This is a genomic window from Yoonia sp. (assembly GCF_030731595.1).
GTDB lineage: Bacteria > Pseudomonadota > Alphaproteobacteria > Rhodobacterales > Rhodobacteraceae > Yoonia.
Genome location: NZ_JANQTS010000098.1, coordinates 70,503 through 84,213, shown reverse-complemented (window position 1 = coordinate 84,213; position 13,711 = coordinate 70,503). Strand labels below are relative to the sequence as shown.

Genomic DNA, 13,711 nt, shown 5'->3' with positions numbered 1-13,711 from the left:
TCATGATGATTATCCGCAATATCCCCGAGCGGATTTTCAAGGGAATGAAGATCTAGCCTGCTGCACAAGACGAAGCTGTTTTCGCCAAGTGAACCCTTTGAAACGGAAAAACAACTATGAGCGACAAAATCAAAATTGCCGTCGTCGGTTTGGGAAAAATGGGACTTTCGCATTTCTCGATGGTGAATGCGCATCCCAAGACAGACACGATCGCCTGTGATGGCGCAGGCTTCATGGTTGATCTCCTAAGCAAGAACATCACGAATCCTATCTATAAGAGTTATGATGATCTGCTGGCCAAGGAAGACCTTGATGCGGTGTTGATTGCAACGCCGTCGCGGTTGCATGCGCCGATGGTCGAAGCGGCCCTTTCAAAGGGCATCAATGTCTTTTGTGAAAAACCGTTCTGCCTCGATTGGGCCGATAGCCAGCGATTGACCGATCTGGCCGCAAGCAAAGGGCTGGTTGCGCAGGTTGGCTATCACTATCGCTATGTTGGCGCATTCGCGGAAATGAAGCGCTTGATTGATGCGGGTGCCATTGGCCGCATTACCCATGTGCTGGCAGAGGCCTATGGCCCCGTGGTTCTACGCCCCAAGCGCGCCACTTGGCGGACCGACAAGGCCGAAGGCGGTGGGTGTCTTTATGACTATGCCGCGCACCCGCTCAACCTGCTCAACTGGTTTTTTGGTACGCCGGATCAAGTGATCGGGTCGCATCTTGGTCAGGTCTTCTCGGAAGGGACCGACGACGAGGTTTTCTCGACCCTGCGTTGGGATGATGGCCCCACAGCGCAACTCTCGGTCAATTGGTCGGATGAAAGCCACCGCAAGATGTCGACCAAGATCAGCCTTATCGGTACCAATGGGAGGCTCTATGCAGATCGGCAGGAATGTCAGGTGTATTTGCGCAAACCGGTTGATGGGCTGGATGGCTATGGCGCGGGCTGGACGGTGAAATATACCACCGAACTAACCGAAGAGTGCTGGTTCTATCTGCGCGGGGAGGAATACTCCGCCCAGTTGGCCGACTTTATCGAGGCTGTTGCCGCGGGCAAGTCGCAGGCACTGCAAAACGATTTCGCCTCGGCGGCACAGACCGACAAAACCATGGCGATGATTATCGAAAATGCGACAACCGGCCTAAACGTGGGCGAGGCCCGGGCAATGGCACCTGCACAAGCCGCAAAAAAGCGCGGCTGGTTTGGCCGTTAAGGAACAAAATGATGGATAAACTTCTTTTCGGCGACAACCAGTTCTTTGGCATCAACCACATGTCAGAAGAAAAAGCGCGCGCGCAGGCCATGCGGTTTCAGAAAACAGATGCCATCATGGATGTTCTTGATGTTGCCTATGACGCAGGCATCAATACTTTCATGTGCACCACCCACGACCGGATCGCGGCGGTCGCAAAACGGGTCAAAGCAGACCCTCAGCGCTATAGCAATTTCCAGTTCTACCCCTGCATGCCCTATGCCCATAAATATGCCAACGCCGTGACCGAACACGGGATGGTCGGCGCATTGAAGGAGTTCATGCCAAAGGACGGCTTGTTGGCCACCGCACTGACCGGAACTAAGGCTTTGGCCACCAAAGAGGTGGATGGCATCGCCAAAGTGCTGATCGATATGGAAATGAAGATGTTCACCGGCACGAAAACCCCGGTTGTCTTTATCCAGAACGTGTTCACGGACTTATTGCTGGGCATGGGCTTCACCCGCGCTTTCAAGATTTTTGATGACCATATCCGCGAAAAGCACGGGGCAGAGCCGGCCTATATCACGATGAACATGCCCGCCTTGCTGGACGCATTGGAGAAAGAGGGCATCGAGCGCCCGATCATCTGCTCCAACATCAACAAGATCGGGTTTCGGATGTCTGGCGGCTATGACGCCTATCTTGATGCGCTGAAATCCGGGCGCGTGCGGGCTGTGGCCATGTCTGTCTATGCCTCCGGCGCCATTCCGGCAGATGAGGCGATACACTGGATCAGCGAACTTCCCGGTGTCGAAAGTATCGTTTTTGGCGCCTCATCAGCAGGAAATATCCGCGGCACCAAGGCTCTGGTCGACAAATACATGGGGGTAGCGGCCTGATGCCCGGAACAATCAATGGGGGCGACCTGACAAAGGTGCCCATGCTCAATGCCTATGTGCATGATGTGGCAATGGATGATCTGGTCACCAATTTCACGCAAGGCGCGATGCTGACCCTGCACGTGGACATGATCATGAAGTTGCAGCAAGACCGCGACTTTTATGACATTATCGACAAGTTCGATGTCATCACCTGCGACAGCCAGATCATGTATTTCGCGACGAAATGGCTTGGCACGCCTGTTCAGGAACGGGTCTCGGGATCGGATTATTTCCCCAAGTTCTACATGCACCACAAAGACAACCCCGAGATCACGGTGTTCCTGTGTGGTGGCAAGCCCGGCGTCGCTGACAAAGCTGCGGAAAAGATCAACGCAAAGACAGGGCGCAAGTTCATCGTTGGCACCGATGCCCCGTCTTTCAAGTTTGATGAGGATCCCGCAGAGATTGATCGCATGATTGCCGCGATCAACGACAGTGGCGCCACGGTCTGCCTTGTCGGGTTGGCCGGTGGGCGTCAGGAAAAATTCATCATGAAATACCGCGACCGGATGCCGGGCGTAAAGCTTTGGCTGCCGTTAGGTGGAACGATCGACTATGAGAGCGGTGGATTTCAGCGGCCACCCGTCTGGATCACGGAATGGGGCTTTGAATGGCTTTACCGGCTGGTCAAAGAGCCGCGCGCGCGTTTCCATCGCTATGTGGTGCATGAACCTCCGTTCCTTTGGGCGATTTTGAAACAGAAGCTGGGCTGGTATAAGAATCCGTTCGAAAAATGATGGGTGACTGAACCGTGTCCAAAGGCAATCTTCTGATTTACGCTCCGGTGCCGCTGTACCAAAATGATAGCGGATACCTGCTCGAAGATCAGGCCTGCAACGGGCTCCGGCTCTGGGCCGAGAATTTCGATACCGTCACTGTCATGATCCCGCTGGCCGAGGACACTCCACCCTCAAGCTGGAAACCAGTCGAGATTGTAGGCCCCAACCTTGCGCGCGTCCGGTTTGTGCCGCTGCCGATGTCATATCGGCCAGATGTCTTTTTCAAGAACTATCGGGCCTGCCGCGATACGATCCGTCAGGAAATAGACAAGGCTGATTATCTGTCTTTTTCGATTGGTGGGCTGTTCGGAGATTGGGGGTCGGTGGCCTGCTATCAGGCGTACCGCATGCAGCGCCGCTTTGCAGTCTGGACCGACCGTGTTGAATCAGAGGTCGTGCGCCGCACGATGACCTCTGGCAGGCGCAAAGAGCGGATCAAAGCCCGGCTTACCTATCGGCCAATGGCTTGGCTTGAGCGCTTTCTGATCAGGCGCGCAACGATTGGCCTGTTTCATGGCAAAGAGACATTCGATACCTATGCGCCTTACTGCCGGCAGCCCATCTTGGTGCATGATATCCACATCAGCAAAGCAGAGCATATCACCGCAGGGCGTTTGATGGACAAGATCAACGCGGTTGCAGAGGGTCCCTTGAAAATAGGCTATGTCGGACGCGCAGACCCCATGAAAGGCCCGTTGGATTGGGTGTGTGCACTTGCCAAGCTGGCGCAAAGCGGGGCCTCGTTCGAGGCCTTCTGGATGGGCGAGGGATCAGAGATGGACGCGATGCGCGCCGCGGCACAAGCGCAAGGCGTCGCCGACCAAATCAAATTTCTTGGCTTTGTCAAAGACCGCGATGCCGTTCTTGAGAAGTACCGCTCCGCCGACATCTTTGTGTTCTGCCACAAGACCCCAGAGTCCCCCCGCTGCCTGATCGAAGCCTTGGTCTCTGGCACTCCAATCGTGGGGTACGAGGGCGCATTTGCACGCGATCTGATCTCTGGGCACGGCGGCGGCAGGCTTGTTCCTTTGAACGATGTCGATGCTTTGGCTGCGCAATTGCAAGAGCTCGCACGGGACCGCGCTATGGTCGCCACGATGATGGAAAACGCCGTGAAAGATGGTGAACCTTATGATGATGTGAGCGTCTTTGCGCATCGTTCGCATGTCATCAAAGAGTATCTTTGAGCGCACTGAAACACCGCCAAACTTATGCTCTGGGCTGACAAGGCACACGCAAGAACCCGTCCAAGTCGCGGGGAATCGCCCACCGGCACCCGAAAGCCGAGGTGCCGATAGACCAAGGGCGCATTATGCCCTAGCAATCAAAAAATAATCGCCAGATGGGCTATGCCAGCCCAAGTCGGGTCCGACGTTTTGACCGGTTGGATCGTTAAACAGTATACTGCGGCGGGCACTTGCGCGCGCCATGCAAGAAAGCAAGGGACCGGCAAAGATATGGCCAATGACGCGATAGCAATCGGGCGGGCAGAGCTGGTCGAGACCCGCAAGCAAAGCAGGCCGCTTTATTGGGTCGTTGCAGTCTTTAGCTTTTTTGTGAACCTGTTGATGCTCACCGGGCCGCTTTACATGCTCAATGTCTATGACCGTGTACTCAGTTCGCGGTCGTTCGAGACCTTGCTGGCACTGTCTGTGCTTGTGGCGTTCCTTTACGGGATGATGGGTATCCTGGATTTTGTCCGCGGCCGGGTGATGGGGCGCGTTGGCGCACAGTTTCAGGCGAGCTTGGATCGCCGGGTGTTTGCGGCTGTGCTCAAGGCAACAACGCTGAACCGCGCGCCCAAAGAGGCGGCAACAGGTTTGCGCGATCTCGAAGCGGTGCAGCGGCTGATCACATCCCCTGCTTTGATGGCCCTCTTTGACCTGCCTTGGGTACCTCTATTCTTTTTCGGAATATTTATCTTCCACCCGTTGATGGGCATCCTTGCTGTTGTTGGCGCGGTGATCTTGGTTGCTGTCGCCTTGCTGAACCAGTCTGTGACGCGCAAACCCCTTCAAGCTGCCAACACCGCCAGCTTCACATCAGAGCAACTGGGCACGCAAATCCGTACCGAAAGCGAGATGGTGCATTCCTTGGGGATGCGCGAGGCCGCATTCGACCGCTGGCAAGTGGCCCGTGGCAAGTCGCTTGATACAGCAATTGATGCTGCTGATGCGTCGGGCACCTTTACTGCGGTTACCAAAGCGTTCCGCCTGTTTTTGCAATCGGCCATGCTGGGGCTTGGTGCCTATCTGGTATTGATCAATCAACTTTCCCCCGGTGCGATGATTGCGGGGTCGATCCTGTTGGGCCGTGCGCTTGCGCCGGTTGAACTGATCGTTGGTCAATGGGCAACCTTTGAGCGCGGGCGCGAGGGATGGCGAAACCTCGAGGTCCTCTTGAGCCAAATTTCAGCCGAAGAGCCGCGGATGCGTCTGCCCAAACCCATGGCGCGGCTTGTGGCAGATCAGGTCACCGTTGTGCCGCCTGGTGAACAACAAGCAGCGCTGCGGATGGTTAGTTTTGCCGTTGAACCGGGGCAGGCGGTTGGCGTCATCGGGACCTCTGGTTCAGGTAAATCCACGCTTGCGCGGGTCATTACAGGTGTTTGGCAGCCAGCGGGCGGCAAGGTCCGGCTCGATGGGGCGGCCCTTGATCAATATGACCCCGACGTTTTGGGCCAGCATGTTGGTTACTTGCCGCAACGCGTGCAACTGTTCGACGGTACTATCAAAGAAAACATCGCGCGCATGTCGATGACCCCCGATGATGCCAAGGTCGTGGCTGCGGCCCAAACCGCAGCCGCGCACGAAATGATCCTGAAACTGCCTGATGGCTATGACACAAAGGTTTCCGCTACCAACGGGCGGCTGTCCGGTGGGCAGATCCAGCGGATCGGTCTGGCCCGTGCGCTTTACGGAGAACCGGTTGTGATTGTGTTGGATGAGCCGAACTCGAACCTCGACAACGAAGGCTCGTTGGCACTGAACCAAGCCATCAAATCGCTTAAGGCAGAGGGCAAGATTGTCTTCATCATGGCGCATAGACCATCTGCCATCCAAGAATGCGACCTGCTGCTCGTGATCGAAAACGGCGCGCGCCGTGCCTTTGGGCCCAAGGATGAAATATTGGCAGAGATGGTTAAGAACCACGGCGAGATCAAACGCAGCACAGGCAAGGCGGGCGGTGTATCATGACCGATCAAAAGGCAAAGCGGTGGTCCGCGCGCAGGCACCTGAGTATCGGTGGCATCGCTCTACTGATCCTCGTCGGGGGCTTTGGCTCTTGGTCAGTCTTGGCGCAAATCTCGGGTGCGGTGATCACATCGGGCCAGATCGAGGTGGATCGCAACAGGCAGGTTGTCCAGCACCCCGACGGAGGCGTCGTGGTCGAGATCATTGTGGACGAGGGCGACATGGTCAAAGCCGGTGATCTGCTGTTGCGGCTTGATCCGACCAACTTGCAATCCGAACTTGCGGTTGTCGAAGGCCAGCTTTTTGAGATCCTCGCCAGACGTGCCCGGCTCGAGGCGGAAAGGGATGATGCGACCCAATTGATATTTAGTGACATCTTGCGCGAGGCCGGAACGCCCGAGGTGCAAAAGCTGATGGAAGGGCAGATCCGCTTGTTTGAGGCCCGCCTAGAGACGAACCGCAGCGCAGTCGAGCAGATTACACAACAGCGTGCCCAGATCCTAAGCCAGCTTGAAGGGATCAAAGCCCAGCAAGCGGCCCTTTCTACCCAACGTGACCTGATCGCAGAAGAGCTGACAGATCAGCAAACCTTGCTCGAACGTGGTCTTGCCCAAGCGAGCCGCGTACTGGCGCTACAACGCGAAGAGGCGAGCCTGTTGGGTGCTGTGGGCGAGCTCACAGCACAAGCAGCACAAGCCGCTGAACGCCGTACAGAGCTTGAGTTGCAAATCCTCGGCCTGTCCTCCACCCGCCGCGAAGACGCGATTACGCGGCTACGCGACCTGCAGTTCAACGAGTTGGAGTTGTCGGAACGTCGCCGGACCCTGCGCCGCCAGCTTGACCGGCTTGATATTCGCGCGCCGGTTTCGGGGATTGTTTACGGGCTTCAGGTCTTTGCCGAGCAATCCGTCATCGGAGCGGCAGACCCGGTGCTGTTCTTGATCCCACAAGATCGTCCGCTCGTGATCGCGACGCAGGTGCAGGTTGTTGATGTCGACCAGATCTTTGTCGGTCAGAGCGTGACCTTGCGCTTTTCCGCATTCGACCAGCGCCGCACACCCGAACTCGAAGGAAAAGTCACGCTCATCTCGGCAGACTCCTTCCAGAACGAAGCTTCCGGCCTGTCATACTATCGCGCCGAGGTCGAGTTGGACGATGGTCAGATTGAACGCTTGCCTGCGGACCTGACGCTTATCCCCGGCATGCCGGTCGAGGCATTTGTCCGCACCCAGGAACGCACTCCTATCGGGTTCCTGGTCAAACCTTTGGCGGATTACTTTACCAAAGCTTTCCGCGAAACCTGATAGCACGACCACAGCTCTAAATCGATGCGGTCGCCAAAATCATGCCAGCGCGGATTTGGAGCAAGCCGCGCAGCGATGGCAACTCCGGCATCGGGTTGTGCCAGTTGACCTCAAATCCATCAGGACCATCGAGGCGGATGCTCACGTCATCAAAGCCAATCATCCGCTGGGTCAGTGGGTATTGCGCCTTAAAGACCGCCTCTTTGGCGCAAAACAGGCGCTTGGCCGCGATCCCTTGATCCTTAGCCGGCAGGGTGGTGATGAATGCCTGCTCGGTCTGCGTGCAGACGATTTCAATCAGATCTGCGGCCAACGGCGTCGCGGGCTCAATGTCGACCCCGATGCATTGGTGGAATTGGCTGACAGCGGCAATGCAAAGAGTGTCGCAATGGGCGATAGAGCCCGTCAGACCCTTGGGCCAGATCGGTGCGCGCTGCGCGCCGACAGCGATGGCGGCAGCAGGCAATCCAAGCGCGGCCAAAGCCTGTCGCGCCGCACGGCGGCCTGCGGCAAATTCGTGTTGCCGTTTGGGAATCGCAGCGGCGATTGCGGTCCTTTCTTCGGGCCAAAGATCATCTGTCGCATCGCGCGGGTCTGTCGCACCAATCCCCACATTCGGGCCAAGCATATCGCGCAGGGCTGCAACGACATGCTTTTGCATCAGCGGTTCTGCCGTCGCGCGCGCATCTCGCGGCGGCGCGCCATAGCATCAACGCGTGCATTTCCAGAAGGCTGTGGTTCAGGTGCGACAAGTGCCGTCTCTGCCTTTGCCGGAGATGATGGTGCTGGCGCTGGAGTCGGTGCAGGCGCAGGTGCCGCTTTCGCACCGCTGCCGGATTTCTTTGCGACGATTGCGGCGAAGGCTTCTAGCGTCGGCGCACGGAAAATGTCGGTGATCGAGAGTTTCGCAACACCCAGATCGTTGCGGATTTCCCGATGCGCTTGGACAGCCAGCAAGGAATGGCCGCCCAGATCAAAGAAACTGTCCTTGGGCTGGATCTCTGACACGCCAAGAATACGTGACCAGATCGCCGCAACCGCAGTTGTGATATCCGCCTCCGAGCCCAAAACCGGCACAGCACCATTGGGAGTTGCGACATTGGGAGCAGCTTTCGGGGCCGCGGCCTTGGCAGGTCTGCCAATTTGGGGTGCGGGTAATGCCTTGCGGTCGACCTTCTTGTTGGGGGTCAGCGGGAAGGCGTCCAAAGTCACGAAATGACGTGGCACCATATACTCGGGCAGGGTCTGCCCCATATGGGCGCGAAGCGCGGCTTGATCGATTGCCGTATCAGCGAGCAAATACCCGACAAGCTGAACCACGCCGGGGGTGTCTTCGCGTGCAACAACAACCGATTGTTGTACGCCTGCGAAGCCGTCGATGACCGCTTCGATTTCGCCCAATTCCACGCGGTAGCCGCGCAACTTCACCTGAAAGTCCGCACGGCCCAAGAAATCGAGCCGCCCGTCAGTACGCCAGCGTACCAGATCACCGGTATTGTAGATCAGGCCCCGGCCAGGCGCATCTGCATCACCTTCCAGGAATGGATCAGGGATAAACCGTTCATGGGTCAGGTCTGGCCGTTCAAAATAGCCGCGCGTCACTCCTGCCCCTCCGATATAGAGCGTGCCCGGGGTACCTACGGGTACAGGCTGCAATGTGTCGTCCAGCACATAGACTTGCGTATTGGCGATGGGGCGACCGATCGCGGCGGCCCCTTTTTCAGCGGTGACCGTATCTGTGGTGGACCAGATCGTCGTTTCGGTCGGCCCGTACATGTTTTCCACGTGGCCCCCTGTCAGGCTGCGCAGCTCAGCCGCCAGCGCGCCGGGCAATGCCTCGCCGCCGACCATCACATGGTCAAGCTGGGACAAGGCCACGCGCGCCTCGTCATTCATCACAAGCATTTGCGCCATGGATGGGGTGCATTGCAGGTGGGTGACCTTGTGGCGCAGGATTTGCGCTGCGATGGAATAGTCATCCTCGGCAGGTGCGACATTCGTATTCACCTGTTTCAGGACTTCTGCGAGGGGTTTGAGCCCCTCCATGACATGATCCACATCGATACCATAGTCGATCAGACAGGCGATTTCGGTCACGCCGATCGCCTTGACCTGTACGACGCGTTCAATGGCATCCTCGATGGTCCCAAAAAGTCCGCTATCATTGAAATACCGGTCAAAGGCGAAATCGAGGATACCTTCAAGCTCGTCGTCATCGAGCGATCCAAGGTCCAGCTGCATGGGGTTATCGACCCCTTTTGGCTTCTTGAACGCAGGAAATGCCCAAGCATAGGATTTTATAAGGCCGGCAGCAGAACGCAGATAATCTTTCATCGGTTCGCGTGCGATCTCGCGGGCATGGTCGCGTGTGTCCGCGAGGAAGCTGTGCAGCATCAGCGTGACGGTGAAATCATCCGGGTTATGTCCGGCTTCACGCAAGGCTGCGTGGTAGAGTTTGATCTTCTCGCCCACCTCTTCCACGCTCTGACCCAGAAGGTGCGTCAGTACGTTGCAGCCATTCGCACCGGCCTCTTGCCAAGTGGCAGGGTTCCCCGCTGTGGTGACCCAGACATTGAGCTTTTTCGAGACCGGGCGCGGTTGTGTCAGAACAGAATGCATTTCTCCGTTTTCACGCGGAAAGGCCACCTCTTCGCCCGCCCAGAGTTTGCGCAGATCGCGGATCTGGTCAAACATCGCAGACTTGTTCTTGGGCGGTGTGTTCTCGGGGCGCAGGATAAAGTCATCAGGCTGCCATCCCGATGCAATCGCAAGGCCTGTGCGCCCGTTGGTCAGATTGTCGATGACGGCCCATTCTTCGGCAATACGTGCTGTGTGGTGCAAAGGTGCGACGCAAGATCCCGCCCGTACTGCCAGATTATTGGTGACCGCTGCCACCGCCGCACCGGTGACCGAAGGGTTCGGATACGGGCCCCCGAAGGCATGGAAATGCCGCTCTGGTGTCCAGACAGCGCAGAACCCGTTTTTGTCGCCGAACTGCGCGCCTTCCAGCAAGGTCCGATACTTGTCGCGCCCGACACCATCGTCATTTCCCCAGTAATAGAGACTGAATTCCATGCCGCCGGTCACCCGACCCATCGGCGTATCGCCTGCCACAAGGGCGCGGTTTTCGTCGCTGCTGATGACCACTTTGAACCCGCGTGCGAGCGTCCAGAACAGTTCCAGAACAGAGATATCAAATGACAGGCTTGTGACCGCCATCCAAACCCCTGCGGGTTCGTGGCTGATCCGTGAATCCATGCCGGTAAAGAAGTTCACGACATTGCGGTGTTCGACCATCACGCCTTTGGGGCGACCGGTCGACCCGGATGTGTAGATCATATAGGCCAAATGCGCCGAAGAGACCGCGCTTTCTGGATTGTCCGAGGGCGCTGTGCCGGGCAGTGCATCAACCGTCAGGATTTGCGCATCGCTTGGCGGAAGATCTTTGGCAAGCTGGGTATCGGTGACGATGAATTTCGTGTGCGAATCTTCGATATAGAGCGCTGTGCGTTCCGCCGGATAGGCGGGGTCCATCGGTAGATAGGCACCGCCGGCCTTGAGGATCGCAAGGGCCGCGACCAGCAGCGCGCTTGAACGGCGCAAGTGTAGCCCAACAATCGTATCCGGCCCGACACCCATCCCTTGCAGGATATGGGCCATTTCATTGGCGCGCGCATTCAGTTGCGCATAGGTCAGGCTCTCGCCTTCAAAGGACAGGGCCTCTGCATCGGGGGTCTTGGCCACCTGCACCTCAAAGGCGTGATGGATGCAAAGATCGGCAGGCAGATCAATCTGCGTGGCGTTCCAGTCATAAAGAACCTTCTGCCGCTCTGCTGCTGGCAAAAGTGTTGGCATCTCGCCCGCAGCAATTTGCGCCGCCATATGGGTCAGACGGTCACCCATCAATGTCTGGGCCGCAGGGCTGATCTTGCCGCTATCCGCAAAAAGGGTATTGCCCGCCAAAGTCAGAGCGGTGCCTGCGATATGGCCTTGCTCTGATAGTCCCAAAGCAGGGGTAACCGGCGCAGGCCGGCTCGGGATACGCGCCAGAAGATCTGCCGCGAAAGGACCAAGCGCCTTTGCATCTTTCAGGTTTTGATCAAGGTCCGCGGCGCCGATAGGGGCCCAAGGGTGCAGATAGCCCGGGAATTCATCGGTCAGATGGACAGCCAAAGTGACATCCGCGCCATCGTTCAGCCCCATCGCAAGGGCTGCAAGGGCGCGGCGCAGATTGGCAGGATCGCCTTGCAGCGCCATTTCAGAGATTTGGCCTGAAGGTGCGGCCATATCAAACAGTGGCAGACTGGCAGGCACCATCTGTTCAAGGCGTTTTCGCCATTTGGGTTCTGATTTCAGAGTAGATTTAAGCGCGGTTGTCAGGGCCTGTACCTGGCCCGCATCCGGCGATGGGAGTTTGTCACCCACGGCTGCAATCCGATCAGCACGCGCGGGTGCCCCCGTCGCGTCGCGCAAACCTCCCAATGTGACAGGTGCCGTTGCAGTTGCGACCGTGATGCTGTCCTCGTCCAGCGCCAGAACCGTCCCCGGTGTGCTGTCAGACGCGGCATTGCCTGCTGTGGCAGTCGTCGTCAGCCAGACCTTGCCGCCCGCTTCGAATTTGGGGCAGGTTAGCGGATTCCAATAAGCACCATGATCGAGAGCGCGTACCAAAGTGGTGATCTTGCGCGCTGTTGCGGTGAAATCGAGCCTGCCTGCTGCGGCAGGGCGGTCGTTCTTGGCAAAATAGCTGCGCTGCGAAAGGTCTTGCGCGTTCAAAACAGGGTCCGTCTGGGCCAGCTTGTCGATGACAGTGGCAAAGCTTTCGATAGCGGCCGCATAGCATTTTGTGTTCAGCGTCAGGGTGGTTTCTGTCGGGCTGATATCAAAGAACTGTTGCGCTACCAGCGCCCCCTCATCAACGCCGCCCGAGATCATATGCCAGCTGATGCCAAACTCGACCTCGCCATTGATCAAAGCCCATGCTGGGGCATTCAAACCGGCATAGCGTGGCAAAGGCCCATCATGGAAATTGACTGCACCCTTTTCAGGCAGCGCCAGTACAGCATCGGGGATCATATCGAGATTGGCGATCGACAAAAGCCAGTCGAAGCTTTGCCCTGATAAGTCAGCTGCCAAGTCTGCATCCGAAGAATGCACGGGGATCTCGGCCTCTCGAGCCCATTTTTCGATATCGGGGTTGCGCGTGACAATTGCCCTTACCTCATGACCGCCTTCGCGCAGCATTTCGGCACATTGGATCGCCAGAGATTCATTTCCGATGATGACGCTACTGAATGATGACACGCTCAATCTCCGATCTGTGAGGCCCGCGACGCAAAGAGCGCCTTCAGGTCATGGCCCGCCATTCTGCGCAGGAACGCAGGTGACAACCCACTGGGTTTTCCGGTCAATGTGCAGCGTAGCCAGTTCAGGCTGCCGCAGGTCAGATGCAACAGCGTTGCAGCGGCCGCATACGATTTACCATGATTTTTCGCAAAATAGTAAAACCGGGAATCGTACCAATAGGTCGGCGTCTTTGCCCAAGTTTTCATACCCGTCGAAACCGAACCCAGATGCATCACGACGCTTTCTTTGACATAGATGATCTCGAAACCGGCCTTGCGGGCGCGGCGGCAAAGGTCGGTTTCTTCGAAGTAGAGGAAGAATGTCTCGTCAAAGAGCCCGATCCGGTCCAGCAGATCCTGTCGCATCATCAGGCTTGCACCTGCAAGCCAGTCTACCGGGCGGGTGGTTTCAATATCATCGACAGGAACGCGATAATTGCGCAGCACGCGCGACACAGGGCCAAAGCGGATCGCGCCTTCGATCTCGCTAAAGATCGACGGAAAGCGGAACGTGGTTGTATGCGGCGCACCATCATCGCCATGGATGAAACTGCCGGCAAATCCGGTCGTTGGATTGGCCAGCATGTGATCGTAGAGGACCTTGATCGCATCAGGTTGCGGGAAAGCGTCAGAGTTCAGGATATAGATAAAGTCCGGACGGCTGCCATCTGACAGGCCCGCGCGGATGCCCACGTTGTTGCCCGCGCCATAACCGCCGTTCGAAGCCGATTGAATGACCCTTGTCCGATCCCAACCTTCGGTCTGCACATGAGCAGACATGGCCTCAAAGGACCCATCCTGACTGTCGTTGTCAACGATCACGATCTCACCCGGTAGGTCAGCCATCGCGACTAGCGCGCTTGCTGCCGCATCAATCGTCATTTGTGCTGTCTTATAGTTCAGCACGATGGTGAGGACGGTGGGGTTGGACATAAATACTCTACTAACTGGA

The 13,711-nt window shown here is 57.2% G+C and carries 9 protein-coding genes; 6 read left to right on the top strand and 3 right to left on the bottom strand.

Annotated features, from left to right (window positions below; genetic code table 11):
* The first annotated feature begins 116 nt into the window (after positions 1-116).
* The 6 genes from NWQ23_RS11855 (at position 117) to NWQ23_RS11830 (ending at position 7,414) form a co-directional block, all read left to right on the top strand.
* Positions 117-1,214: a Gfo/Idh/MocA family protein gene (locus tag NWQ23_RS11855; protein WP_306166570.1), complete on the top strand. Its 1,098-nt coding sequence runs from the start codon at positions 117-119 to the stop codon at positions 1,212-1,214.
* Between the two features lie 11 nt (positions 1,215-1,225).
* Positions 1,226-2,095, top strand: coding sequence for a hypothetical protein (locus NWQ23_RS11850; protein WP_306166569.1), 870 nt, complete (start codon positions 1,226-1,228; stop codon positions 2,093-2,095).
* Positions 2,095-2,874 (top strand): WecB/TagA/CpsF family glycosyltransferase, encoded by a 780-nt coding sequence (locus tag NWQ23_RS11845; protein ID WP_306166568.1) that lies wholly within the window; start codon positions 2,095-2,097, stop codon positions 2,872-2,874. The genes NWQ23_RS11850 and NWQ23_RS11845 overlap by 1 nt, the downstream gene beginning before the upstream one ends.
* Positions 2,875-2,888: 14 nt before the next feature.
* Complete coding sequence (locus NWQ23_RS11840) at positions 2,889-4,103, top strand: glycosyltransferase (protein ID WP_306166567.1); 1,215 nt, start codon at positions 2,889-2,891, stop codon at positions 4,101-4,103.
* 270 nt (positions 4,104-4,373) lie between these two features.
* On the top strand, positions 4,374-6,113 hold the full coding sequence (locus NWQ23_RS11835; protein WP_306166566.1) for a type I secretion system permease/ATPase: 1,740 nt from the start codon (positions 4,374-4,376) through the stop codon (positions 6,111-6,113).
* The gene (locus NWQ23_RS11830) at positions 6,110-7,414 is read left to right on the top strand and encodes an HlyD family type I secretion periplasmic adaptor subunit (RefSeq protein ID WP_306166564.1); all 1,305 of its coding nucleotides are present in this window, start codon (positions 6,110-6,112) and stop codon (positions 7,412-7,414) included. Before NWQ23_RS11835 ends, NWQ23_RS11830 begins: the two co-directional genes overlap by 4 nt.
* Before the next feature lie 16 nt (positions 7,415-7,430).
* On the opposite strand, the gene NWQ23_RS11825 is transcribed toward NWQ23_RS11830, so the two are convergent.
* The 3 genes from NWQ23_RS11825 to NWQ23_RS11815 are packed head-to-tail and all read right to left on the bottom strand — an operon-like array spanning position 7,431 to position 13,692.
* Positions 7,431-8,075 carry a 4'-phosphopantetheinyl transferase gene (locus tag NWQ23_RS11825; RefSeq protein WP_306166563.1) on the bottom strand — a complete coding sequence of 215 codons (645 nt, stop codon included), beginning with the start codon at positions 8,073-8,075 and terminating at the stop codon, positions 7,431-7,433.
* Complete coding sequence (locus NWQ23_RS11820) at positions 8,075-12,718, bottom strand: MupA/Atu3671 family FMN-dependent luciferase-like monooxygenase (RefSeq protein ID WP_306166562.1); 4,644 nt, start codon at positions 12,716-12,718, stop codon at positions 8,075-8,077. Before NWQ23_RS11820 ends, NWQ23_RS11825 begins: the two co-directional genes overlap by 1 nt.
* Positions 12,719-12,720: 2 nt before the next feature.
* Positions 12,721-13,692 (bottom strand): glycosyltransferase family 2 protein, encoded by a 972-nt coding sequence (locus tag NWQ23_RS11815; RefSeq protein WP_306166561.1) that lies wholly within the window; start codon positions 13,690-13,692, stop codon positions 12,721-12,723.
* Between the last annotated feature and the right edge of the window lie 19 nt (positions 13,693-13,711).

Coding starts and splice junctions, on each gene's coding strand:
- NWQ23_RS11855 (WP_306166570.1), top strand. CDS start 117: ATGAGCGACAAAATCAAAATTGCCGTCGTCGGTTTGGGAAAAATGGGA.
- NWQ23_RS11850 (WP_306166569.1), top strand. CDS start 1,226: ATGGATAAACTTCTTTTCGGCGACAACCAGTTCTTTGGCATCAACCAC.
- NWQ23_RS11845 (WP_306166568.1), top strand. CDS start 2,095: ATGCCCGGAACAATCAATGGGGGCGACCTGACAAAGGTGCCCATGCTC.
- NWQ23_RS11835 (WP_306166566.1), top strand. CDS start 4,374: ATGGCCAATGACGCGATAGCAATCGGGCGGGCAGAGCTGGTCGAGACC.
- NWQ23_RS11830 (WP_306166564.1), top strand. CDS start 6,110: ATGACCGATCAAAAGGCAAAGCGGTGGTCCGCGCGCAGGCACCTGAGT.
- NWQ23_RS11825 (WP_306166563.1), bottom strand. CDS start 8,075: ATGCAAAAGCATGTCGTTGCAGCCCTGCGCGATATGCTTGGCCCGAAT.
- NWQ23_RS11815 (WP_306166561.1), bottom strand. CDS start 13,692: ATGTCCAACCCCACCGTCCTCACCATCGTGCTGAACTATAAGACAGCA.